Source organism: Saccharolobus solfataricus (assembly GCF_900079115.1).
Classification (GTDB): domain Archaea; phylum Thermoproteota; class Thermoprotei_A; order Sulfolobales; family Sulfolobaceae; genus Saccharolobus; species Saccharolobus solfataricus.
The window spans coordinates 2,331,153-2,355,543 of sequence record NZ_LT549890.1; the positions used below are offsets into that span (position 1 = coordinate 2,331,153).

Annotated in this window: 22 protein-coding genes and 2 pseudogenes; 13 read left to right on the forward strand and 11 right to left on the reverse strand. The window is 36.3% G+C overall.

All coding sequences use genetic code 11. The features are described 5' to 3' along the window. Window positions 1-12 precede the first annotated feature (12 nt). The 6 genes and pseudogenes from SSOP1_RS12485 (at window position 13) to SSOP1_RS12510 (ending at window position 4,687) form a co-directional block, all read left to right on the forward strand. Entirely contained in the window at window positions 13-996 is a 984-nt protein-coding gene (locus tag SSOP1_RS12485; protein WP_063492830.1) for an iron-containing alcohol dehydrogenase, read from the forward strand. A gap of 1 nt (window position 997) precedes the next feature. Then, window positions 998-1,450: a hypothetical protein gene (locus SSOP1_RS12490; RefSeq protein ID WP_009992880.1), complete on the forward strand. Its 453-nt coding sequence runs from the start codon at window positions 998-1,000 to the stop codon at window positions 1,448-1,450. A 145-nt stretch (window positions 1,451-1,595) separates the two neighbouring features. Then, window positions 1,596-2,216: a nucleotide-binding protein gene (locus SSOP1_RS12495; protein WP_009992882.1), complete on the forward strand. Its 621-nt coding sequence runs from the start codon at window positions 1,596-1,598 to the stop codon at window positions 2,214-2,216. Window positions 2,217-2,330: 114 nt separating this feature from the next. Then, window positions 2,331-2,930, forward strand: a pseudogene (locus SSOP1_RS12500) (alpha/beta hydrolase); the annotation flags it as partial. 317 nt (window positions 2,931-3,247) lie between these two features. Beyond that, window positions 3,248-3,586: an alpha/beta hydrolase fold domain-containing protein gene (locus SSOP1_RS12505; RefSeq protein WP_048056679.1), complete on the forward strand. Its 339-nt coding sequence runs from the start codon at window positions 3,248-3,250 to the stop codon at window positions 3,584-3,586. A gap of 90 nt (window positions 3,587-3,676) precedes the next feature. Further along, complete coding sequence (locus SSOP1_RS12510; RefSeq protein ID WP_014511415.1) at window positions 3,677-4,687, forward strand: acryloyl-CoA reductase; 1,011 nt, start codon at window positions 3,677-3,679, stop codon at window positions 4,685-4,687. Here SSOP1_RS12510 and SSOP1_RS12515 read toward each other — a convergent pair. The 5 genes from SSOP1_RS12515 to SSOP1_RS12535 form a co-directional block, all read right to left on the reverse strand. Further along, entirely contained in the window at window positions 4,673-5,860 is a 1,188-nt protein-coding gene (locus tag SSOP1_RS12515; protein WP_009989913.1) for an acetyl-CoA C-acetyltransferase, read from the reverse strand. The two genes, SSOP1_RS12510 and SSOP1_RS12515, sit on opposite strands and share 15 nt — an antisense overlap. 37 nt (window positions 5,861-5,897) lie before the next feature. Next, a complete protein-coding gene (locus tag SSOP1_RS12520; RefSeq protein WP_009989912.1) occupies window positions 5,898-6,797 on the reverse strand; it encodes an acyl-CoA dehydrogenase family protein in 900 nt (299 codons plus the stop codon). Window positions 6,798-6,802: 5 nt separating this feature from the next. Beyond that, window positions 6,803-7,729, reverse strand: coding sequence for a R2-like ligand-binding oxidase (locus tag SSOP1_RS12525; protein WP_009989911.1), 927 nt, complete (start codon window positions 7,727-7,729; stop codon window positions 6,803-6,805). A 92-nt stretch (window positions 7,730-7,821) separates the two neighbouring features. Continuing rightward, window positions 7,822-8,580 (reverse strand): SDR family oxidoreductase, encoded by a 759-nt coding sequence (locus SSOP1_RS12530; RefSeq protein WP_009989910.1) that lies wholly within the window; start codon window positions 8,578-8,580, stop codon window positions 7,822-7,824. Between the two features lie 35 nt (window positions 8,581-8,615). Continuing rightward, window positions 8,616-9,662: an alcohol dehydrogenase catalytic domain-containing protein gene (locus SSOP1_RS12535; RefSeq protein ID WP_009989909.1), complete on the reverse strand. Its 1,047-nt coding sequence runs from the start codon at window positions 9,660-9,662 to the stop codon at window positions 8,616-8,618. A 443-nt stretch (window positions 9,663-10,105) separates the two neighbouring features. On the opposite strand from SSOP1_RS12535, the gene SSOP1_RS12540 reads away from it, so the two are divergent. Beyond that, entirely contained in the window at window positions 10,106-11,071 is a 966-nt protein-coding gene (locus SSOP1_RS12540; RefSeq protein ID WP_010923283.1) for an ISH3-like element ISC1439A family transposase, read from the forward strand. A gap of 321 nt (window positions 11,072-11,392) precedes the next feature. Here SSOP1_RS12540 and SSOP1_RS12545 read toward each other — a convergent pair whose 3' ends face one another. The 3 genes from SSOP1_RS12545 to SSOP1_RS12555 form a co-directional block, all read right to left on the reverse strand. Continuing rightward, window positions 11,393-11,797 carry a DUF3211 domain-containing protein gene (locus SSOP1_RS12545; protein WP_009989907.1) on the reverse strand — a complete coding sequence of 135 codons (405 nt, stop codon included), beginning with the start codon at window positions 11,795-11,797 and terminating at the stop codon, window positions 11,393-11,395. A 59-nt stretch (window positions 11,798-11,856) separates the two neighbouring features. Continuing rightward, on the reverse strand, window positions 11,857-13,248 hold the full coding sequence (locus SSOP1_RS12550; protein ID WP_009989905.1) for a 4-hydroxyphenylacetate 3-hydroxylase family protein: 1,392 nt from the start codon (window positions 13,246-13,248) through the stop codon (window positions 11,857-11,859). Between the two features lie 111 nt (window positions 13,249-13,359). Beyond that, window positions 13,360-14,781 carry an MFS transporter gene (locus SSOP1_RS12555; RefSeq protein WP_009989903.1) on the reverse strand — a complete coding sequence of 474 codons (1,422 nt, stop codon included), beginning with the start codon at window positions 14,779-14,781 and terminating at the stop codon, window positions 13,360-13,362. 321 nt (window positions 14,782-15,102) lie between these two features. Here SSOP1_RS12555 and SSOP1_RS12560 point away from each other — a divergent pair, with 321 nt between their 5' ends. Further along, window positions 15,103-15,690, forward strand: a complete 588-nt coding sequence (locus SSOP1_RS12560; protein ID WP_009989902.1) for a TetR/AcrR family transcriptional regulator — start codon at window positions 15,103-15,105, stop codon at window positions 15,688-15,690. A gap of 1 nt (window position 15,691) precedes the next feature. Here the strand turns inward: SSOP1_RS12560 and SSOP1_RS12565 are convergent, their stop codons facing one another. Beyond that, window positions 15,692-16,135: an SCP2 sterol-binding domain-containing protein gene (locus SSOP1_RS12565; protein WP_009989901.1), complete on the reverse strand. Its 444-nt coding sequence runs from the start codon at window positions 16,133-16,135 to the stop codon at window positions 15,692-15,694. Window positions 16,136-16,525: 390 nt separating this feature from the next. On the opposite strand from SSOP1_RS12565, the gene SSOP1_RS12570 reads away from it, so the two are divergent. The 5 genes and pseudogenes from SSOP1_RS12570 to SSOP1_RS12590 all read left to right on the forward strand — a co-directional run bounded on the left by SSOP1_RS12570 (window position 16,526) and on the right by SSOP1_RS12590 (window position 21,188). Beyond that, a complete protein-coding gene (locus SSOP1_RS12570) occupies window positions 16,526-17,668 on the forward strand; it encodes a thiolase family protein (RefSeq protein ID WP_009989900.1) in 1,143 nt (380 codons plus the stop codon). After that, window positions 17,665-18,039: a translation recovery factor Trf gene (gene trf, locus SSOP1_RS12575; RefSeq protein WP_010923908.1), complete on the forward strand. Its 375-nt coding sequence runs from the start codon at window positions 17,665-17,667 to the stop codon at window positions 18,037-18,039. Before SSOP1_RS12570 ends, trf begins: the two co-directional genes overlap by 4 nt. A 69-nt stretch (window positions 18,040-18,108) precedes the next feature. Next, a pseudogene (locus SSOP1_RS17955) lies at window positions 18,109-18,303 on the forward strand (hypothetical protein); the annotation flags it as partial. 78 nt (window positions 18,304-18,381) lie between these two features. Continuing rightward, window positions 18,382-20,040, forward strand: coding sequence for a long-chain-fatty-acid--CoA ligase (locus SSOP1_RS12585; RefSeq protein ID WP_009988492.1), 1,659 nt, complete (start codon window positions 18,382-18,384; stop codon window positions 20,038-20,040). 35 nt (window positions 20,041-20,075) lie between these two features. Then, a complete protein-coding gene (locus SSOP1_RS12590) occupies window positions 20,076-21,188 on the forward strand; it encodes an acyl-CoA dehydrogenase family protein (protein WP_009988491.1) in 1,113 nt (370 codons plus the stop codon). A 17-nt stretch (window positions 21,189-21,205) separates the two neighbouring features. Here SSOP1_RS12590 and SSOP1_RS12595 read toward each other — a convergent pair whose 3' ends face one another. Further along, entirely contained in the window at window positions 21,206-23,197 is a 1,992-nt protein-coding gene (locus tag SSOP1_RS12595) for a 3-hydroxyacyl-CoA dehydrogenase/enoyl-CoA hydratase family protein (protein ID WP_009988490.1), read from the reverse strand. An 81-nt stretch (window positions 23,198-23,278) separates the two neighbouring features. Beyond that, window positions 23,279-24,211, reverse strand: coding sequence for an MBL fold metallo-hydrolase (locus SSOP1_RS12600; protein ID WP_009988488.1), 933 nt, complete (start codon window positions 24,209-24,211; stop codon window positions 23,279-23,281). Window positions 24,212-24,391 lie beyond the last annotated feature (180 nt).

A 24,391-nucleotide genomic window follows, 5' to 3' on the forward strand; every position in this document is an offset into this window, starting at 1 on the left:
ACATTAATACATATGTTCAAAGTAGAGTACCCTACTACACAAGTTATTTATGGACTTAACGCACTAGATTGGTTAGAAAACGTTAAGGGCAAAAGAATAGCTTTAGTTACTACTAGAAGTTTACTCAAAAGTAAAATTCTTGAACAAATATTAAGTCATATAAAAGCTGAGGTAATTGAGGGACCAAGACAACACACTCCAGTAGATGACGTAAATAATTTAACGGAGAGACTTAAGGGATATGACATTGTAATAGGCTTAGGAGGAGGAAGTATAATAGACGGTATAAAGCTTTCATTTAACGGTTACTATATAGTAATACCTACTACTTTTTCTGGAGCAGAGCATACTAGATCTGGAGGAGCAACAGTTAATGGAATAAAGAAAAGTAGAATTGGAAAAGAGGCAGATGTCGTAATATTAGATCCAAGAGCTACACTTGAAACACCTAAATGGTTACTTATAGCAAGTGGAGTGAGGGCAATAGACCACGCAGTGGAAGCATTATACTCTAAGGATTCTACGCCATTTACTGATTCCTTAGCCATAGAAGGGTATAAGAAGCTAGTTAAATGCTTGAGAAATTTAGATTCCCTTGAAGATAGGGGATTATGTCAAATAGGCACATGGTTATCATCCTTGACAATGAGATATGCCAAAATGGGGATAAGTCATAATTTCGGTTACGTTTATGGTCCTAGATTTAACATACCTCATGGTGTAACATCTTGTATATCACTACCATCAGCAATCAGGTTAAACTACAATGTTGCAAGAAATAAATTGAAGGAAATAGAGAATGAAGGAGAACCATTATATGAATTTATGGATAAATTCCTAAAGGAGATAGGAGCTAGGCGAAGATTATCTGAATTTACCACATTAAATGAGGCATTAAAATATGTAAATACTTTTGTTGAGATTGTGAATAATAGTGGAAACCCGGTTAAAATTGACGTAGAAACTGCTAGAAAGTTCGTGGAAGAGGTCTTTTAAAATGATAGCGTGGAAGGGATTTGGCAAAAGATGGGGTAAGTGTGAAGAGTGTTGGTTAGCCTATGAAAGAGGAGTCCAACACGAAAATTCTTTAAAATGTTACAAGCTGGGAATTCCGATAGATAACCTAAAAATTCCCTTAGACCAATTCTTAAGTATAACTAGAGATATGCCGGGAAAATATGCACTTTTTAGATTTCCCCTAAACCTCTTAAGTAAAGGGGTCATAATTCTTTATTTCGATACAAAAATAGAGATGGAAAACTTTATTGAAAACATAAGGGATTATATTAAGGATGAAGTATCCCTTAGGGAAAAGAAGTTTTATGATATTTTTGGGAATGTAGAATGGGTCGGAGGTATGAATTGGAGAAGAGGGTGTCCAGAATACGATAAGAAGTTTGGCGATTGGAGAGTATGGAGAAATGCGACAAGCAAGACTAATAGTACCTAGAGACAATAAATAATAAAACAAATAGTTCTGTGATTAGGGAATAATATCCATATCAACTTTTAGATAACAAATGGTAAAAAGATCGAAGATAGTTAGAATCTTTCTAACTAATCTTTATTAAGGGAAATACTTACCTAAAATAGATATGTCTATTTCAATTTTTATCCTAAGCCTAAAGGGGGGAATAGGGAAAAGCAGACTATCTTACGAGTTATCTAAATATATCTCTAAAAAGAAATTTAAGAAGGTTCTCCTTATTGATAATGATTCTCTATCTACTTTATCAAATCTACTAGGTCACTATGGTGATGGATTATTGGATGGTTTCGATTTAGGATCCTCGCTAAAGGAAATAGATGGTATCTTCATACTTAAACTGCGGAATAAAATATGGTTTTTAGAGAAATTTTATGACGAGGAAAGATTAGAACAACTTAAATTCGTCTTATCGAGAAACTGGGATTATATTATAGTAGATAATTATGTTGGGATAAATGAGCAAAATCCAATAGTCAGAACTGTTTATGATTTCTCCCCTATTAAAATAGGTATTTTCCTAACTGATGAGTTATCGCTAGATTCTACAGTAGAGTATTCCAATTGTTGGAACCATCTAGACTCTAAACACGTACTACTAATTAATAAGAGCTTTGACGTAAATAATGTTATAGATAGAACTATCATTGACAATATATTAAACCAAGATATCCCGAAGAAGAATGAACAATTTACTATAGAAAGAACTAATAAGATAAAAGTATTTTAAGTATCAACTGGAATTTTTACCGTAAGATACTGATCTAGAACTGAAAGGTACTAATTTAGAAACAGAATATGTGATATGTAAAAAGATTTTATATCTCCAATTTTAATATAATATATGCCCCTAGATCCTAGAATTAAAAAGTTACTAGAATCAGCTCTTACTATACCAATTGGTAAAGCCCCAGTAGAAGAGGTAAGAAAGATATTTAGGCAATTAGCGTCGGCAGCTCCCAAAGTCGAAGTTGGAAAAGTAGAAGATATAAAAATACCAGGCAGTGAAACCGTTATAAACGCTAGAGTGTATTTTCCGAAGAGTAGCGGTCCTTATGGTGTTCTAGTGTATCTTCATGGAGGCGGTTTTGTAATAGGCGATGTGGAATCTTATGACCCATTATGTAGAGCAATTACAAATGCGTGCAATTGCGTTGTAGTATCAGTGGACTATAGGTTAGCTCCAGAATACAAGTTTCCTTCTGCAGTTATCGATTCATTTGACGCTACTAATTGGGTTTATAACAATTTAGATAAATTTGATGGAAAGATGGGAGTTGCTATTGCGGGAGATAGTGCTGGAGGAAATTTGGCAGCGGTTGTAGCTCTTCTTTCAAAGGGTAAAATTAATTTGAAGTATCAAATACTGGTTTACCCAGCGGTAAGTTTAGATAACGTTTCAAGATCCATGATAGAGTACTCTGATGGGTTCTTCCTTACCAGAGGGGAGTGTTCTCATGCAGTCATCTTATTCGATATCATATAGTAAAATTAAATTAGGTTAGAAATTTTCATAATTAGTCGTTTCGATCTAGATGTAGCTAAGGAATTAGAACGTGAAAAACAGCCTCTGAAAAGGGTTTATGTGGGAGGGTTATGAAATCTTTTTGTGGTAGTACTAGAATGAACCTCGTAAACTCTTGCACATAAGCTTTTCTAAAATAATGTCTCTGTTCAAATTTCTATATCTTAAACGTTAAATGAGCGTTTTCCCATATTACTCCAATATTTTTACAAACATTTTTTGAATTTCATGACTGTTTGAGAACACTGCCTACCAGAGAGCATATAGAGTGGTTCGGTTCTCAATACTTACGAAGCCCTGCAGATTTGCTAGACTTTAGGTTCTCTCCAATTCTGGCGCAAGATTTCAACGGATTACCTCCAGCCTTGATAATAACAGCAGAATACGATCCACTAAGGGATCAAGGAGAAGCGTATGCAAATAAACTACTACAAGCTGGAGTCTCAGTTACTAGTGTGAGATTTAACAACGTTATACACGGATTCCTCTCATTCTTTCCGTTGATGGAGCAAGGAAGAGATGCTATAGGTCTGATAGGGTCTGTGTTAAGACGAGTATTTTATGATAAAATTTAATAATCATCATCTTTATCTTTTTTTTTTCTAAATTATTGTTTTAAGGCTTTATTAAAAACATTTAAAAAGAGTCAGTAACAAGATAGTATTATGAAAGCCGTTGTTCTCCCAGCTCATAACCAAGGTTATAGAATAGAAGAGATAGCAGATCCTAAACCTTATAAGGGAGAAGTCGTAATCAAGGTTAATAAAGCAGCCTTATGTTATAGGGACTTATTACAGATAAAAGGGTTCTATCCCAGATCTAAATACCCGCTAATTTTAGGTCATGAGGTAGTGGGAACAGTTGAGGAAGTTGGAGAAAACGTTAATGATTATAGGGAAGGAGATCGGGTAACCTCAATGCTTTTTGTGCCCGATTGGTCGTGTGAATATTGTAAGAGCGGAGAAGAAGTTTACTGTAAGAATAGGGTTCTATATGCTCAAGAACTAGATGGGTTTTTCGCAGAAAAGGCTAGGGTTAAGGCAAGCAGTTTAGTCAAAATACCTGAAAACGTTTCTGATGAAGGGGCTGTTATAGTTCCATGTGTTGCAGCAATGGTTTATAGGGGTTTGAAAAAGGCTGGAATAAAAGAAGGGGAAAATGTATTAGTTACTGGAGCGAGTGGTGGTGTAGGTATTCACGCAATTCAAGTAGCTAAGGCTCTAGGGGCTAAGGTGATAGGCGTTACTAGTAGTGAGAGTAAGGCAAGGATTGTTTCCAAATTCGCTGACTACGTAATTGTAGGTGATAAGTTCTCAGAAGAGGCTAAAAAGATAGGCGATATTTCCATCGTTATTGAAAATGTTGGTCCCTACACTTTAGAGGAAAGTATGAGGAGTCTGAGGAGTGGTGGCAAGATTATTCAGATCGGGAATCTAGATCCTTCTATAACATTTAATCTAAGGCTAGGCTATGTGATTCTTAAAGACCTAAGTTTAATTGGACATATAGGTGCGAATAAGAAAGACATAGTAGAAACTTTAAACCTAGTTAAGGAAGGTAAAATAAAGCCTGTTATTGGGAGTGAGTTTAGGTTAGAGGATTTTGGAAAAGCTCTTGATTTACTTAAGGAAAATAAAAATAGGTATGGAAAAATATTGATTTCAAACTCTTTCTAGAACTATTGCCCCACCTTGTCCTCCGCCTACACACAGTGTTGCAACACCATAATCTTTTCCTTCCATTATTAATTGTCTAGCCAATGTACCTACTAATCTAGCTCCAGTAGCTCCTAGGGGATGCCCTATGGCAATAGCACCTCCCTTCTTGTTTACTGTGTTCTCATCCAATTCCAATTGTTTTATAGCATATAATACTACAACAGCAAATGCCTCATTTATTTCCCATAAGTCTATTCTTCTAGTACTTAAATTAGCCTTTTCTAAGGCTTTCTTGGAAGCGGGTACCGGTCCCTTTCCCATCACCGCCGGAGGTACCCCTGCAAATCCAAAACTCTTTATCTTTGCCATTGGAGTTAAGCCGTACTTCTTCAACGCATTTTTTGACATTAAGAGTACATAAGAAGCTCCAGAATTCAAGGGTGCGGAATTTCCAGCAGTTATTGTACCATTGGGTTTAAAGGCTGGAGGTAATTGAGCTAATTTTTCCATACTGGTGTCTGGTCTAACTGATTGATCTAAGTTAACTACAGTTTTCTTCCCTTCGACTTCTACCTCAATGGGTAAGATCTCGTCTTTAAAATACCCCTCCTGTATAGCTTTCCATGCTAATTGATGGCTCCTCAAAGACCACCTATCCATTTCTTCTCTTGTTATTTTAGCTTCTTCAGCTAATTTCTCAGCAGTTAATCCCATAACATATCCTGTAGTTAAATCGTATTCGATATATTTGCTATCGGTTAGAAACTTAGTGTTAATTTCAATGTGAGGATTATCAAACATTGGTGTTCTGGACAGCTTTTCAACCCCACCTGCTAGTACTATATCAGCCATGCCGGTTGATATTTCCATGGCTCCTATGGAAACTGTAGTTAGTGATGAAGCGCATTGTCTATCAACAGCCATAGTTGGTATATTATAAGGCAATCTAGCAGCGAAAACTTCATGCCTACCTCCAAAAGCCCATTGTTCGCCTACTTGAAGTGCACATCCAGTGATTATTTCATCTATTTCTTCTGCCTTAATCCCATTTTTCTCTATTAATCTATTTATTACCATTCCAGCTAATTCCTCTGGTCTTATATTGTAAAACGGATCTTTTTGATAGTCCTTGCGTGAAAATCTCGTAAAAGCCGTCCTTACGTAATCGACTAGATATACATCCTCTAGCATCTTATCATCTACCCATTATATTATTTAACTTGATAGCTTATATAGGTTGTAGGAACTCGGAGATGTTAACTTTACTATTGTATAACTTACTTAATGTGAGCGCTCTCCTTAAGTGAAGGTGAATATCGAGATCATCGGTAAATCCTATTCCTCCATGAACTTGTATACCACTTAATATAACCTTAGGTATCTTTTTGTTTACTAAATCCTTAGCTACCCATGCGTACTTTATGTTTTCAGCAGCTTCCAGTACTAAAGATCTAGCTAATTCTACATCAATTGCGTCATTAACTACCCTATGCTTTATTGCTTGATACGAACCTATAGGTTTTCCGAAAGCAACTCTCTCTTTACTATATTTAATCGACATACTAACTACTTCTTCACCACTTCCGACCATCTGAGAGGCTAATGAAAGTGCAATTTCAGCGTTGTTAACTTCTATGTCTTCATGATTTCCAACGTGTTTGACTTTACTGATTTTCATGGAATTATCAAGAGAATTGAAAGTGTGAATTGTGCAATTGTCTCTCTTAATCAACTTGTTTCCTATTACTATATAATCAGCATCATCAGCTGAAGGCACAAAATTTGAATCAGACATAGCTATTTTTATTTCTCCAGAATACAGTCTATTTAAAACGTCTTTAGTCTTAATACCCCTAGATGCGACTACGCTACTTATTACAATTCCCGGCAGTAATTTTCTACCAATAACCTCATTTATTATCACGTTATCTCTTAATGATAGTGTGGAAAGATAAGGCAAGATGTCAAGCTTAATTATTTCCCTCCATAGTTCCTCGGTATATTCCTTATTTCCCTCCATAATTGACCTTAACTTCTTCGTAGACCACCTTGAGTCCAGTAATTCATTTAAACTGTTTAGAATCAGTTTAAGATCCTCACTAATTTCGAAGTTTAAATCTAGGATCATTTAAATCACCACGATTCGATCACATCTAAATCCCTTGGTAATAGTACATCTAATCTCATCTGCCTAGCTCTATTTATTGCGTCAATCCTAGTATTCAAAAGCTTTTTAGCGTAGTCTACCAGCTCCATATTGGTCAGATCAAAGGGTAGATTTGTAACTTGGGGCATCGTAGGTTCAGAGAATATTCCTATAGCATAGGGTGCAAGATAATTAATGTGATCCATAGCAACCTTATATATTCCCTCTCCATGTTCCTTCACTAGTCTCGCGATTAAGTATACTCCAAACGCTATATGTCTAGACTCATCAGTGGCTATGAGGTTTATCATCTTGGCTAAACCAGGTAAGATCTTTCTCGTATTTGTTATCCGCCTAAAAATGTTATATCCTCCTTCAGCTGCAATACCTTCAACTACTAGATTGTAAGTTACCACGGCTTTAACTTGATTTTCCGGTGAAGGATCTTTAGATAAATTCCACATAGCTTTTGGTAATTCTTCATAGAATATCTTCCTATAATTAGGGGAGAGGTCTTTAGTGTATGCGCTCAGATCTTCTATAACATTAACAGCGTCAAAAAACCTCCTAAAGGCTTCTACGTGCTTGGATTCCTCATAGACGAATTGCTCTAAATACATCACCTCTTCCACCTTTCCCTCCTTAACTAATGTAACGATTAGCGGGTGAAGATCCAATGCTACAGCTTCCTCTCCAGCGGCGAACTTTGAACCAACGTTTATTATAAACATTTTCTCTAAATCATTTAGCTTCTTCCAGTCTTCCGCATCTTTACTTAGATCTATATTAGCTGGATCCCAGAAAAGTCTTTTTCCAAGTTGATATAATTTCATTGGGAAAAGTGACCAATTTAAACCTCCATGTCTTATCGACTTAAAATACTCATGTTTATATTCTTCAAAACTCATACCCATAATTAACTATAGATGATTCGTTTATATTTAAATTTTGCCTTAGATACGATAAAATAAAGTTTTAAGCTAAACTTTCAAACAAAAAGGTTATCCTATTTTATTCCACCTTTTATACTCTCTCCAGAATCTAACACAAACACTTGCCCAGTTAGAGACTCTATTTTAAGAATTGCAGCAGTGAACTCTGCTACCTCCTCTGGATCAAGAATTCTACCCATTAACGTGAATTTTTCACTAAACTCCTTTTCACTCATTCCTAATACCTGGAACATACTTTCACCTAGCTTAGTCTTCACAAATCCTGGGGCTATTGCATTAACCCTTATTTTAGGAGCTAGTTCTAAAGCTAAGTATTTAGTTAATGCAATTACAGCAGCCTTCATTGCACCGTATATTGATAAGCCATAGGCTGGCGATACTCCAGCAACTGATGCAACATTAACAATGGCTCCTCCATCTCTCATTTCTTTTGCGAAGATTTGAGAACAATAAACTACAGATTTAAAGTCAGTCGAGATATGCTTGTCTAAAAGTTTATCATCTACGTTCAAAAAGGGAGAGAATAATCCTAAACCAGCATTATTTATCAATATATCAACTACTCTGTACCTATCTAGGGTTTCTTTAGCTAAAGTTTCGCATCCCTCCCTTGTTGAGACATCAGCTAAAACTCCACTAGCTTCTCCTCCATTCTCTTTTATAATCTTTATTGTTTCGTTCATCTCCTCAGCTCTCTTTTTCGCATTTACTACAACTAAACTACCTTCTTTAGCTAATCTCACAGCTATGGCTCTACCAATACCCCTACCAGAACCCGTTACTACAACAACCTTATCCTTTAGAGAGTACATGAATAATGTTAATTTTTTATCAATAAAAAACTTTTCTAATTCCACCTAATTATTGCTCTTATATGTAATCCTTTCTTCAAATTCTCGTAAGCATCATTTATCTTGTCTGGAGTATAAATATGTGAAACTAACTTCTTAATATCTATCTTACCAGAAGATGCTAGACTAACTAGCTCAGGTAGATCAATTCTAGGTCTATAACCTAAACTTCCTATTAAAGTTATACCTCTAGAGACAAATAGTGTTACGGGAATCTGTGCTAATGTAGAGAATCCCCCCAGTCCAGTAACAACTATAGTCCCTCCACTTTTGACAATTTCTAAAGGCAGTTTGAGATCTGGGTATGGTTTTGTCTCATATACTATATCAGCTCCATCTTCCAAAACTTCTAGAACTTTAGACCTAGCATCGTTTTCAGTAGCGTTAATAGTGTAAGTTGCACCTAATTCCTTGGCTTTCTTTAGTTTGTTCTCATCTATATCTACTGCAATAATTGGATTTAACCCCATGGCATTAGCCAACTGTATTGCAGCAGAACCTACACCACCGGAACCCACTATAACAACACTCTTCCCAGAAGTAGTATTAGCACTTTTTAATGCGTTATAAGCAGTACCGTATGCACACGCAATCGGTGAAGAGTAGTACGGATCGAGGTTTTTGGCCAAGGGAATTACTGCTATCTCTGGGACAATTATATATTCAGCGTGGCCTCCATTAATCCCAATTAGACCTACTAATCTTTTCGCATTCTCTTTACAATAATTCTCTTTACCACTTGCACAATAACTACATATACCACATGGCACAATCCAAGATACTAGAACCGGATCTCCCTCCTTTAATCCATATGGATTCCTAACATTCTTACCTATCTTCTCGACCCATCCAGCAATCTCATGGCCAATTATAAATCCGTTAGGAAGTGGCCCAACTAATTCACCACTTAACAGATGTAGATCACTATGACATATTCCGGTTGAAGCTACTTTCACTAAGATTTCCCCTTCTTTTGGAGTAGGATTAGGAACTTCTTCTATTTCTAATTGCAATCCATGTCCCTTATATATGGCTGCCTTCATAGTTTCCTTCTATTCTTTAATACAATTAATTTCTTACTTTATAATACTCGACTTTTTATTTAATACCTCTCTAATCAAATATAAACTTCTCTACTAATATGAGGAACAATTTTAATGTAAAAATACACATTGTATAAAGTGTATATAACATAAAATACAAGCATAACAGTCAACTTTTAATGGTAGTGGCAGTGGTGTTTCACCAATTTTACTCAAAATGATACAATTTCTATGGAAGAGAAAAATATCAGAGCGGAGTTAGAAAAATCGGCTTATTTCAACACAAGAAGCAAAAAATTTTCATATTTGTTGAAGAAACTAACAGAAAACGAGTTTATATATAAAGAGTAATACCATTTGTCTAGTATTATCAATAGAGGAAAGTAGGTGGAAGGACGAGATGAACAAGAAAAGGTTAAAGCGAGGGACTCCATAACTCCGTTATGCAAACCATGATATTACCCAAAACGGAGCTGAAGTCCCTCGCTATAACTTTAGCAACAAACAATATTAACGTTATCTCTCAAGATCTAGACCCGGAAATAGTGAAAGCAGCACCATCCTTGCTAACCGGAAACAGAGGAAAATACTACTTGAAGGTAGTAAGACGAGGCGAGAAAGTAATTAGTAAAGGTCAGAGAACCTTCAAGTTCTACCCAATCTACAGAGAAGTAAAGGGAGAGATCAACGTAGTCGCTGTAGATGAGACCGGATTAACCGTGGGAGAAAAGGAACAAGAAAAAGCAGAGGGCTTTCTACTCTACAACTGGAAGAGAAAAGGAGTAAAGATGAGATCCTTGGACCTCGTATATCCCTTAAGGTTACCCCTCCTAGTGGAGGTAGCAGATTTGAGAAGCGACAGTCCATCACAGTTCCTACTCAGGAGCGTGAGGGAAGTAAGCCAATACATGGAAATAGATTACGTTGTAGCTGACGCCGGATTCTTGAACCTAGGGGTCATCAAGGAAATGCCCGTGAAGACCATTGTGAGAGGAAAGTCGAACTTGAAGGGATTCAAGGAACTATCTAACGTTCCATTAGTTGAGAAGAGATATGAGGTTAAGGACAAGGTTTACGTTGCGTATAGGGTCTTGGAATTTGAAGGGCTTTATTATTACGATGTGGTTTACGTTAAGGGGAAGCCGAGGCACTTCATGTTCGTAACGAACTTCGAGGGAGATCCCTATGAACTGGCTGAACTCTATAGGTTGAGGTGGCAAGTTGAGGAGGGTTTTAAGGTTAGGAAGGCAAGGATAAGGTATGTTAGGAAGTTGAGTAATAAGATCTTCTTGTTCCTCTATTACACGGTTCTGGATTCTGCGTGGAATCTAGTGAATCATCTTCTCTTTAACTTCAAGTCCACGTGTAAGAAGGTTTTGTCCTTCGATTCATTCGTCAAGCTTCTCTAACTTTCTCGGTGTTCAGAGGAGACTATGCACGTCGTTTTCACCACGTGAGAAAAATTCAGAATTCTCCTCTTATTATTAGAATTGTACGCTATATTTTTTGCAAATTATTTTAACATGTTATGTTTCATAATAATTTTATTGTTTTTCTCTATATCAATCTCTTTTTGAAAGGACTAATATTATATCTTTCAAATGAAATAATTTGGTGAAACACCACTGTGGTAGTGGCCTCTACTATTTTCAAACAATTTAGCTAAATTGATAATAGAGTCAGAATTCAATTTTCCTTATTGAGAGAAGTAGCTTTTTAATAAAGTTTATTCAGATCTTTCTCTTAATTCTTTCCACTCTAACTTCCTCATCTAGCCTTTTCATATTTTTCTCGATCCTTCTCCTCAACGAGAACCTAATGATGGAGCCAAATCTCCCTTCATAGTCCAAAACTAACTTAAGCTCACCCTCTTTGAATAATCCAAATTCTAAAATTCCGCCTTCTCCTTTTTCTGTCCCTACACTGTAAAACTTATAGGATATCTTGTTGCTCCCTACATAAACTGTACCGTGTAGAATCACTGATGTAACTCCCATCGATATTAAGGCATCGAATTCGTTACCCTTTACTGTAACTGTTTCTGCTCCTAGTATCTTGTGTAACGTAAAAACTGGGTCAGACAGAATTTTCACTAAAGCTTGTATATCGTGCTGTGTAGGGAAAGTGAGTTCCACAGAATAATTTTCCTATTTATTCTTTTTATGTTTTTCTATTATCAAATCAAAAAGAAAGATCAGCTTAAGATCCTTTTAACTAAGCTCTCCGCTTCCTTGTAATTATAGCTTCTGAATAGTTCTATTTTGCTAGCTTCCATTGAACCTTCTGCGTGAATCATACCAGTTAACAAGTATCCAGTAAACGTGCTTGCTCCCAATTCCTTAGCTAGTTTTAATACCTTGGCTCTCTCCTCTCCATCAACTGAGCCCCTCAAGTATTTAACTATATTCTTACCCTCATTACTTTCCAAATCTTCTTGAGATGGCATAGTAGCTATTATGCCTCCAGCAATATCAATTAGATCTCTAACAACATCATGGAAATGCATATTGGAATATAATTTGCCGACATTAGTGAAAAGTGGGTTGGGCACAGCTATACCCTCCATGTTTACTGGATATACAGCTGCGGCTATTGCGCTACTTCTCATAATTTCCTTGTAAAGTATTATGTCAACAATGTCGTCTCTTACATGCTTCTCGTTTTCAATACCATTTACTTGAGATGCTACTTTAGATGCTCCCAAATACAGATTCATAGTTGCTGATCTATATGATAATGCAGTAAACCTATGGAAAGTCGCAAATAACATTGCCAAAGTTCCCGCGTAATCGTATTCTCTAAATAAAAACACCCTATCCCAAGGAACGAAAACGTCATCGAATACAGTTAATGTTTCCAACTCATAATCTTTTCTGCTAAGAACTGAGGAGGAATTACCTTCAATTTCATCAATTGGTCTAATATACATCTTCAAACCTTTAGTATTAGCCGGAATCGCGAAAGCTACCGCGTAATCTTTATCGCTGTCTCTCATTGCTCTAGTTGGTATAACAATAATCTCATCAGATACTGCAGATTGGGTAGTATGAGCCTTCGCTCCTCTGACTACTATTCCATCGCTTTTCACATCAACTATTCTAACATACATATCAGGGTCAACTTGTTCAGAGGGCCTTTTACTCCTATCTCCCTTAACGTCAGTCTGGGCAGTAGCTAGCGTTAAATCTTCTTTAGCAACCCTTTCAAAATATTTTTCAACACGTTTGGAGTAATCAGTTCCGTATTTTCTGTCAACTTGTTTTGCCGTGATCATAAGGGCAAAGATCGCATCGCTCCCTATAGCTTGCGAAATGTTAAATATACCGTTGCAGTACATCGTTAAATCGTAAATTAGTTTATGTCTATCCAATAAATCCTGAGATGTTAACGGTATTTTAAAGAACTTGCTGATCTTTCCCATCTTATTATCCTCATAAACTCTATCAGCGTAGTCATATAACTTAGCTGCATGTAATGCAGCTGTCTTTAAAATATGATGTGCTGTTATGTCTTCCACTAATTTCCCCCTATAATACAAACTTCTTCCATCCTTCAAGGAATTTAGGAAATCATCTCTCGATCTCATAAATAATATTACTCATGTTTAGTCTATTAACTTTTTCTTTGCCTAAAAGAAATCGTATTTTTTTTAAAAAAGTTTTCCTTCAGAAGTTATCCTTATTTCCTTAAGATATGCTTACTTCTCACTTTTTATAATTCCTCCTTGAGGTTGCTGTGGAGTTAGGTGGATTTCGTTTATCTCCTCTAACCTTACTCCCACAGTTCTAGGAACAGTAAACCATAAGATCACTGCAGCTATAACCACAGGGAATGCCTCAATAGCCCATGCGTTTATTGGTCCAGTAGCTACTACTAACGGGAAGAGTAATAATGGGCCTATAGCTCCTCCAATATGCCCTATTCCATCGGTAATAGCAAATCCGGTAGATCTGGCTGCAGTTGGGAACGACTCACTACTCATTAAATATCCAGCTAAGTATGACATCCCACCTCCAATAGCATTTGTAATAAGCCCTAAAGTTAATGTCATACCTAGCAAGTTAAAGTGTATAGCAAAATACGATGCAACTATCATACCTACTAACCAACCTATAGAGCCTATTTGTGTAATCATTCTTCTATCCGTTCTCTCTATAAAGGTTAATAGCAGAAATGCCATAAGAGTATCTCCCAATGCTGCAAATCCTGTAAAGAGAACATACTGATTAAACATTGCCCCAGAGTAACCTATGAACTTTCCGTAGTAATCCCATAACGTCGAAAATGTATACTGCACAAAGTATATGAAAAACCAGAACAATATGAGCCCTATTAAACGTTTTGCAAATACTCTTTTGGCTAATATTGAAAATGGGTTTGTAGTTTGATACGAATAATTAATTATTTTAGGTTCTGGTAACGACTGAACTCTAGCTCTCTTCATGGCAGTCTCTTCCATTATTCTAACGATACTCTCAGCTTCGTTTATCCTGCCCTTTTTAACTAAGAATCTTACAGTCTCTGGAGCCCTAATTCTAAATACTAATGCAGCAACAGCCATTATGGCTGCTATTCCAAAGGCTAATCTCCATCCTACAGAGGGTAAACCAGTAACAAGTAATGCGGCAATTGTTGCACCGACACCAACTGCTATCCATCCAGCTAAGTAAATCCAGTTCGCATATTTACCTCTCTTAGCACTTGGGGCAAATTCAGATACATAAACCATAGCTAAATTTAAGTCTCCGCCTATTCCAGCTCCTTCAATGAATCTGAATATTGCGAGCATGGGGAAGTTGATTGATAATGCCATTCCTAAACTGCCTATTGCAGTTAGTAAGACGGTGATTATTAGCACAGTCCTTCTGCCTATTCTATCAGCTAAATAACCTAATCCTAGTGAACCTGGAATATACCCAAAGAGACCTAGGGATGCTATTAGCGAAGCTTGAGATGCGTTGATAAAAGGTATATATGGTAGTGCTGCCCCTATATTTCCCACAGCGTCATAGAGTGTTATGAAGTAGCTAAATCCTATAGCCCATAGTAGCGCATATGATAATCCCCATGTTGGTAGTCTATCTATTCTAGCCAGATACTCATCTAACTTACTACTCATGAAGTTTCTTAGGTCAGTTAATTCATAAAAATATCTTATGAAAGTCAATTTTTTAGATTTAAATTTCGGCTATATAATAAGAGATTTTTCGAATCTATCTTATATCATGCTACATTATTTATATATCCATAAAATCGATCTATCTTATATTCATAAAAAAGAGGTAGACGCTACATTGACTGAGATTTGCTGGTTTTTATGAACAATGGCTCTTTATACATTTAAAAAGTATTATTGTAATGTCAATTTCCTTTAGAGTAAGGTTTATATAAGATGAAAATAAATTATAAATTGACTCAGTAATCAAAAAAGGTGGTCCAAATGTATAGGTACCCAAAAACTGAAAAGGGGAAGGAGTCATTAAATAAAATCATAAATGCATCGCTAGACTTAATTTCAGAAAAGGGCTTTTTGAATACTAGTATAAGTGATATAACCAATAAGGCTGGTGTTGCTTACGGTTTGTTCTATTTCTATTTCAAGAGTAAACATGACATATTAGATGAGTTAATTAGAAAATTTAACACCGATATGAGGTATTATTTAAAGGTAAATACGATGGGGATTCGAAATAGAATAGAAATGGAAAAGGAAGGTTTAGCCAAATTTTTGGAATGGATGAGCCAGAATAAGAAATACTATAAGGTATTCGTAGAAGCTCAAGTGCATAGGCCAGAAATGTATATATGGCATTTCACTAAATTGGCAGAGAGATATAAGATTGGACTAAAAGAGGCTATGGATAGGGGAGAAATAGTAAAAGTAGATCCAGAATTACTAGCTTACGTATTAATAGGAATTGGTGAAATGATAGGTAGAAGATATATCCTATGGACGAATCAAGGGTTAACCAAAAAACAATATAATGACTTGGCCATTCTTATAGAAAATATGCTGAGACCTAAGTAGTCTAAACAAGGAATTTCGTATTTATTTTATTTGAGACGTTAGCCATAACCACTGAAGCAGTAGTATATCTTGCCAGATCGAAGAGACTACCTTTCTTAAGCTTTATTGTACCAGATAATAAGGCTGAGACTACTTGCAGTTTACCGCTTATTATATCTTTCCAAGAATTATAACTTGCCTCAAGTACATATGGTGCATCGGCCTTGGTAACATCTGTGAAAAATTCAATACCTTGACATTTTCCATTATTTAGATATAGCTTCATTGCTAAGGTGTTAGTACCTTTTACTCCTAAATGCTCTAACACTTGGGTAGGAATGTCGGTTACCACGAATAAAATTGGCGATACCCATCCTTTCCCTGCATCATTATATTCCTTGCTTTCATTTAGTAATTTACACCATTCTTCTGCCCATTCCCTGCTAGGATATAAAAATTCAGCCATAATAAGAGTTAATCTGAACTTCTTAATAAGTATTATTAGAAGGAGAAATTTGATGCTTAGTCGGTTTATTGAATATTTTGAAATTAAACCATTATTGTTTTATTTCTGTTATTATTAAGGTGTAGAATCTAGGTTTGTAATGGGGAGACTCAGGTTTCCTTTGTGAATTGCAATTTGTAAATAATGCGGTCGTAAAAATGTTAGTATTGGTAATCGTGTTTCTCTGCTAACTAGTCGCTTTCATTTAGTTAATTTCATAGTAATCTTTAAAATAAAGTGAATTTGCAATGGATATCCGAATCGCCCTCTTAATTCTTTGTAAAATTCAACTACCTTACAAAACAGAAATTTGAACAAGGTTTTTTAATAGGTAGTAAATTATGATTAACGATGATTGTAGGATTTGCCGGAAAACTATATAAAAACTATGAGAAAGATGGTATAGAGTTATTGAAAGAGGTCACTGATGAGGCACTAGATATTGCTGGATTGAATTACGCTGACGTCGATGGGATAATGGCTAACATCGGAAGAGGCTCATTTCACGGTAATAGGACATATCTTAATCCTCCTGCCCAAATAAGTGAATATTTTGGAATAAAGCCGAAAATTATAGAACATGTCCAATACGGAGGACCTTCAGTATTGTCAATGATATATAGGGCTTACAAGGCAATCAAGGCGGGGGATGCGGAGACAATACTTTGCATACAAGGAGGGAAAATATCTCATTTAAGAGACAATCATTTCCAAAAAACAGATATAATTGATAGTCCCTTTGATGAGTACATTAAGATTTATGACCAGATGTCTCCAATATCTGATTACGCAATGGTTGCTTATAGACATTCTAAACTCTTCGGTACAACTGACGAACAAAGGGCACGTATTGCAGTGATCCAGAGATATAATGCAAGTTATAATCCTAAAGCTCTGTTCAGAAATCCTATTACAGTCGAAGATGTTTTGAAATCTAGGATAGTTTCTTATCCTTTACATCTTCTTGAAATAGTTTACCCTATAGACGGTTTTCACGTTTTTGTGGTAAGTAAAAGGAGTAGTAAGTCAGCCCTTAGAAATATTGACATTTTAGCGTATGGAGAGGCCCATTGGCCAAATCCACCAGCTGAATGGGATGATATAATTTATACTCCAACAACTGAAAGCGCAAAAAGGGCTTCATTTGACCTAAACCGGGTAGATGCCTTTCAACTCTACGACTCATTCACCATAACTGTGATGCTACAAATGGAGGACATAGGGTTAGTTGAGAAAGGTAAGGTTGGACAGTTCGTAGAATCTCATGATTTATCATTTAAGGGCGATGTTCCAATTAATACTGGGGGAGGTAGTTTAAATACTGGTCAGCCCGCATACATGAGTGGTGGTGTTATTTTAGAGGAGGCATTACTTCAATTAAACGATATGGCTAATGGTCATCAAGTTAAAGGTGCAAATGTTATATTTTTAAATGGAATTGGGTGGTGGAGTAGAAGGCACAGTGTAACTTTAGTATTGGGTGAGCGAAAATGAGGGAAGAAGAAATAAGAGAATTATATTTTAAGTATTTCGATGAGAATAAGTTACCGTTTATTCAGTGCAATAAATGTGGCCATAAGTTTTACTATCCAAGAGTACTTTGTCCTAAATGTGGTTCTTCAGATATTGAAGTTAGGTTTAGTAAAGGTTTAGGTAAAATATTTGCAATGACTAAAGTTTATAGAAAGGATGGTAGTTACGTTATTTATGGGATAGTTGAGCTTGAGGAAGGGTTTAGAATGTATTCCAATATAATTGAGGAAAGTCAAGCTGATATTAATAGGAAAGTTGAAGTAATATTTAAGGAGATTAACGGCAAGAAATATCCCCTGTTTAAGACTGTAACACATTTGCATAACTTTTAAATACTTTTAATCATTTCACAATATGATCTTTATTATGATTATGTTTATATATTATTTCCTCTACATTATAAATTGATGAACTCCATACTGATGACGGGCTATGCTCACGAGGTATTGGGGGCGACAAATACGGATGGGAGGGTAGTGGTGTTTCCCTCGACTAGCCCCAATGAGTTGAGGGTGAGTGTGTATGAGCCCTCAAGAGGGGTGCCCGTGGCGGAATTAGAAGTGGTTAAAAGTAAGCAGAAGTTACGCCACGGGTAAACACTCTCTAAACCTGAGTTTCATTTTTTATCCATAGAGGTAAAAAAGCTTAAATATAGAAAAGATTACATCTTACATGTGGAGATAATAAAAGGTTTTCCTTCAACTATGATGGATGACTATCAACTAAACGTCACACAAATATTAGAACATGCAGGGAAATGGATTGGGGAGCAAGAAATAATCTCTAGGAAAAAGGATGGTACAATCTTTAGATACAATTATGGGGAAGCGTTTAGAAGAGTTAAGAAACTCGCAAGTTCTCTTAAATCTTTAGGTGTTAAAGTAGGTGATAGAGTAGGAGTACTAGAATGGAACACGCATAGGTTTTACGAATTATACTTCGCAATCCCTGCTACTGGTGCTGTAATGTTAGAGTTGAATCCTAGACTTCACCCACTTCAATTGGCAAAGATAATTAACCACTCTAAAGTATCATTTCTTTTCTTAAATGAGGACTTCATTCCTCTAGTTGAGAGTATATCAAACAATATACCATTAGTTAAGAAATTCATATTGATTTCCGATATCGAGAAAACACCCCAAACTAATTATTATAATTATGAGAGTCTAGTGGAGGAGGGCAATGAGGAATATGAGATACCAATGTTTGATGAGAGGACATCGTGCTACGCAGCATATACTACTGGTACAACTGGAGACCCTAAAGGCATATACTATTCACACAGGTCAATTGTATTAAATACATTGGTAATTTCACGTAATATTACAATAGATGATACTTTTATGCAGTTAGTACCCATGTTCCACGTAAATGGTTGGTTAGGATTTATGGCTGCTACGTTAGTGGGGGCGAAGTTAGTGTTACCGGGTAGATATACTGTTGATAATCCGAAACCTTTAGTTGACTTAATGATTAATGAGAAGGTTACCGTTACGGCTGGTGTTCCAGAGGTGTTTAGCTCTATCTTAAACTATTTAAGGAGTATGGAAAACAAACCACTATTTGTGAATTCTAGAATACTTATAGGAGGAAGTGAGCCTCCTCTGAGTCTGGTAATAGGTCTAATGGAGTTTGGATTTCAAGTTGGACAAGGATATGGCGCTACAGAAACCACTCCATCAGTTGCGGGTAGTGTTGTTAAACCCAGGATAAGAGAAAAATATTCTGACAAGGACATGTTGGATTTGCTGAGAAAACAAGGTATACCAACTTTTGGAGTTGACATAAGGGTTATTGATCCCTCAACCGGTAAAGACGTACCCCATGATGGTAAAACTATAGGAGAGTTATGGATCAGAGGACCATGGATTGCTTCCGCATACTATAATGATCCCAGAACTGTGGAATCTTTTGTTGGTGATGGTGTAGATAGGTGGTGGAGAAGTGGTGATCTAGCTGTAGTAGATGAACTAGGTTATATTAAAATAGTAGATAGAATAAAGGATGTTATAAAAAGCGGAGGAGAATGGATAAGTACAGTAGATTTAGAGAATCATTTAATGGCCCATCCCGCTGTGGCAGAGGCTACAGTTATAGGCGTTCCTCATCCCAAGTGGGGGGAGAGACCATTAGCTTTTGTTGTGTTAAGGCAAGGATTTGAAAATAAGGTTAGCAAGGAGGAACTATTGGGGCATTTAGGTCAGAGGTTTGCTAGATGGCAATTACCTGACGATATAATATTCGTTAAGGAGATTCCTAAGACTAGTGTAGGGAAATTCGATAAGAAGGTTTTAAGGGAAAAATATAGAGATTTCTTTATTAGCAGTAGATAAGAAAATATTTAAAGTAATAAGGAGGTATTAAAAGTATGAGTAAAAATGAGGATGAATTAGAAGAGTACAGAATAAAGGTGAGGGAGTGGATAAGGAATAATGTACCGGAGGAGATAAGGGCTAAAGGAGACATGGCCCCTCCAGATGTCTTAAGAGAGTGGCAGAGAAGAATATATGAGGCTGGATATTTGGGGGTATCTTGGCCAAAGGAATATGGGGGGTGGGGAGAGAATCCAATTAAGGAGATAATAGTTAGGGAAGAGTTCGCTAAAGCGGGAGTGCCTTATGCCACAGTTGGTTTAGGGGTATCGGTAGTCGGTCCTGCAATTATTCTTAACGGTACTGAAGAGCAGAAGAAGAAACATATAAGGAGAATATTAACAGCTGAGGACGTGTGGTGTCAAGGTTTCTCAGAACCACAAGCTGGATCAGATTTAGCGGGAATAAAGACAAAGGCCGAAGATAAGGGGGAGTACTTTCTAGTTAATGGACAGAAAATATGGAGCAGTTATGCACATTTGGCAAACTATTGCCTTCTCCTGACTAGAACCGGCGATGTATCGGAGAGACATAAGGGGCTTACCATGCTTATAGTTGATATGAAAAGCGAGGGAATAAGGGTAAGTCCAATCAAGCAAATTACTGGGAGATCAGAATTTAACACAGTGTATTTTAATAACGTAAAGGTTCCCAAGGAGAATGTGGTGGGTAAGATCGGTGAAGGTTGGAAAGTAGCGATGTCCACATTAAATTATGAGAGGCTTAACATAGGAACAATATTGTTTACAGTAGAGAGGCTCATTAGGGAATTATCTATCAATAACGATCAACTATTCAATACTGCAGAGGAAATTGTAGCGTTAAAGTCATTTTATAAGAGGATATTGGAAAGACTCAAGAAGGGGTATATTGCGGGTCCAGAAGCTGCAGTAATAAAGTTGGTAGCTTCAGAAGCCATACAGAGAGTTTACGAAAACGCAATGGCTAATATGGGGATAGAAGGACTAGTTATGGAGCGAGAACCTGGATTTAGGCCAGAAATAGCATATGGTTTCTTAGCCTCTAGGTCCATAACAATAGCTGGCGGTACTTCAGAGATATTAAGGAATTTATTGGGAGAGGTTGTTCTAGGATTGCCAAAAGGCTAAATAAAAGGGAAAAAACTTTATTCTCCTTTAAATTGGGGTTTTCTTTTTTCTAAGAAAGCTTTCACTCCTTCTTCTACATCTTTAGTTGTGAATAAAAGCCCAAATAATGTTGACTCTAGAGTTTGTCCAGTCCAGATATTAGATTCGTATCCTAACTCTATTGCTAATTTAGCTGCCAATAGTGATATTGGTGATTTTTCAGCTATTTTCAATGCTACTCTTCTTACTTCTTCCTCAAATCTATTACTTGGAACTACTAAATCCACTAATCCCATCTTATACGCATCCTCAGCGGAAACCATATCACCGGTATATATCATTAACTTAGCCTTTCCTTTTCCAACTAGTCTGGGTAGCCTCTGCGTTCCCCCAGCTCCGGGTATTATACCTATATTGATTTCCGGTTGTCCTAGTTGTGCAACCTCAGAAGCTATCCTTATATCACAAGCCATGGCCAACTCAAGTCCACCACCTAATGCAAACCCATTTATTCCCGCAATTATCGGCTTAGTGTAGAGAGCAATTTTGTTCACAACATTTCTTAAAGTCCTCAACCTTATCACGTCTATTGGTCTTAGCGTAATGAACGAGCTAACGTCTGCCCCAGCTGAGAAAGCCCTACCGTTACCAGTAATTATGACTACCCTTACATCACTTCTACTTTCTAATTCATCTAGACTCTTGTCAAGTTCACTTACTAACTCTGGATTTAGTGCGTTCAATCGTTCTGGTCTATTTAGTATGATCCACGCTAGCGGTGGTTCAATACGTATGATAAGGGTGTTCATTTTCTTTTCCTCGACCTTCCCATACTGGTAGAATCCACTTCCCGTCTTTATTCCTAACTTATTCTCTCTTATCATTTGAGTTATCATGGGATCTGGATTGAAGGTGTTATAACCAGATAACGCTTTTAGATCTTCCAAAGCCTTAAGTACTGTATCAACTCCTAACTCATCCGCATATTGGAATATTCCCTTTGGAAGCCCTAATCCCAATCTCACACCTAAATCTATATCATCCCTACTTGCTATTCCTTCTCTCAATAGTCTAGTAGCCTCATTTACGCCTCCAGCTAAAATTAATGCTGGGTTTAATTTATCAGCTAATTCCTTAGGCAATTCCGGTTTAACATATTTGCCTGGAGCTGGATAAGTGTAGAAACCTTTACCAGTTTTCACACCTAGTTCGTTATTCTTAAACTTTTGCTCTATCAGACTGCATATCGGTATATCATCTCTTATTCCTAGTTCTTCTCTAGACTTCGAAACGTAGTACGCAACATCTACCCCTGTATAGTCTATTAATTCAAATACCCCCATTGGAAACCCTAGTTTGTATCTAGCTACTGCATCAACTTCTCTGTAGTCTGCTACTTTCTTCTCCACTAATATGCATGAGGCGATATTTATTTGACCTAATATTCTATTTACGACATAACCTGGCACATCCTTATTTATCATTATTGGTTGTTTGCCAAACTTCTTGGCTAAATCATAAGTTATTTTTGCAGTCTCATCACTAGTTTTATCTCCTTTCATTACTTCTACAAGTTGCATTAGTACTGGCGGGTTGAAGAAGTGCATTCCCACAACTTTATCTTGTCTTTTAGTAGCTTCAGCTATTTTAGATATTGGTAGACTACTCGTATTTGTAGCTAATATTGCATGGGGTGGTAATAATTCGTCAAGTTTTGAGAAAACTTGCCTTTTTATATCCATTCTTTCAGTCGAAGCCTCTATAGAGAAGTCAGCATCACTTACTGTCTTATCTAATCCCACTATAGTGGTTATTCTAGACATTATGGTATCAACACTTTCTTTTATCTGCCCTCTCTCTTGTAACTTACTTAAACTCCATCTTATTCTTTCCAAAGCATTGTTTAATATATCTTGAGATATATCACTTAAGTACACCTTATACCCAGAAATTGCAGCAATTTCAGCTATTCCGTGTCCCATTGTTCCTGCTCCTACTACGAGAATCTTTTTAATATCTTCTACTTTCATCGGATAAAGATAAGCAAAATAAGGTTAAAAAGTAATCTCAATTCAATCTTCCTACAATTTTAAATATTTACTCATTTTATATCAACTACTCATAGTATAATAAATACTACCACTAGCGTTTACCTCTCTTATAAAGCCCTCCTCGACTAGATATTTAATATGTGCCAATGTTTCCCCCATTGCTAATTGTTTATCAAAAGCGGAAAGTTCATCCCACTTCTTGTACCAAGAAATTCTGGACGCAATATTAAATCCACTAGTTTTTCCTAAAGTCCTTATAATGTTCATTATTTCCTCTAGCCGTCTTTTATGGTGCTCCTTTATTTCCTCTACCCTTTTACTCACATCTTTGAGTACTTCTCCATGTGCGGGATAAAGCAGTTCAATATCCAGTTTTTGTACCTTATCAAGGCTTTCTAAATAAGCCTTTAACGGATTATCCTCTAATCTAAGTAACGATATATTTGGCGTTATATCTTGCAATATATGATCTCCACAGAATACTACCTTTTCGTAAACTAGGCAAATGTGTCCCATAGTATGGCCTGGAGTCAATAATACCCTCATTTGTTCTTGGCCTAATTTTATCACATCTCCATCCTTAACGGTATTGAAATTTACGCCGTCAATGATTTCACTAAATCTACTTCTATTTCTAAACATTCTCTGAATAAACTCTTCTGGAAAACCATTAGCGAGAAGATATTTCCTCATTTCCTTTTCATACTCCTCACTTAGTAGATAGGTTACATATTCTAACTCCCTATCAGATATCAATATAATACTCTTATCCTTAAACAATCTAACTAAGCCCATATGATCTGGATGGTAATGAGTGATTACTACGAAGTTCGGATAACCATAAGCTTTCAAATAATTTGATAAAGTAGTCACATCTTCTTGAGTAGGTAGTCCAGTATCAATCAGTACGCTCTCTTCATTGCCTTTTACTAAATATGAGTTTATGTACTTCAAGGGGCCTTGCATTGGTAACTTTAAAGTAAATATCGTCACAAACTCATTCTCTCTTGACTAGCTTTAAAATTTATCTCCTTAATCCAATAAACTCATTTTACTCTTTTTACTATTAAAAATTAAATAAATAGCTAACTAAAAGTTAGGTCTTTATTCATAACTAAGGAAAGTAAAAATATTCAAAATTCTTTTCTAACTTCTGTATGGTATATATTATCC